The sequence below is a fragment of the Xenorhabdus littoralis genome (assembly GCF_033949345.1).
In the GTDB taxonomy this organism is placed as follows: domain Bacteria; phylum Pseudomonadota; class Gammaproteobacteria; order Enterobacterales; family Enterobacteriaceae; genus Xenorhabdus; species Xenorhabdus littoralis.
On the sequence record NZ_VCDP01000191.1, the window covers coordinates 1 to 514 of the forward strand.

Annotated in this window: 1 protein-coding gene; it reads right to left on the reverse strand. The window is 55.6% G+C overall.

Translation table 11 applies throughout. The annotated features are described in order from the left end of the window. Window positions 1–514 (reverse strand): type VI secretion system tip protein TssI/VgrG (tssI, locus tag FE394_RS19175; protein WP_319927913.1); only part of this gene is annotated, 514 nt, incomplete at both ends.

The window sequence follows — 514 nt, forward strand, 5'->3', positions numbered from 1 at the left end:
CCTTTATGGGTTTTGGTCTTAAAGGTGGTGCGGGTTTTCTGGGCAGGCAGATCCAGTGGCGGGCGGTTCAGGCCGTTGTAGACACAGCCGGTAACAATCGGCCGGTCAATATCTCCGTTGAGGTAAGAGATAATGACTTCCTGACCGATACGTGGGATCGCCATAAAACCGAAACCGTTGCCGTTCCAGCCCTGTGCGACACGCACCCAGCACGAAGCACCATCATCAGGCGGATCATAGCGGTTCCAGTGGAAATGGACTTTGATTGCGCCATCTTTATTGACGAAGATTTCTTCCCCCTCCGGCCCGACGACCATTGCCGTTTCATCGCCGTCGGCCAGCGGTTTGTAGTGGAAAGGCGGACGCCAGTCGGTAAGGCCATCGATAAAACTGAAATGATTGCTGAGCGTGGTGCCTTCGCCTCCATCGTGTCCCAGTGCCTGCGGACAGCGACCGTGGTGACTGATACCGACCACCTGCCAGCGGGCATTCAGCAGTTTGTGCGGATGATTTT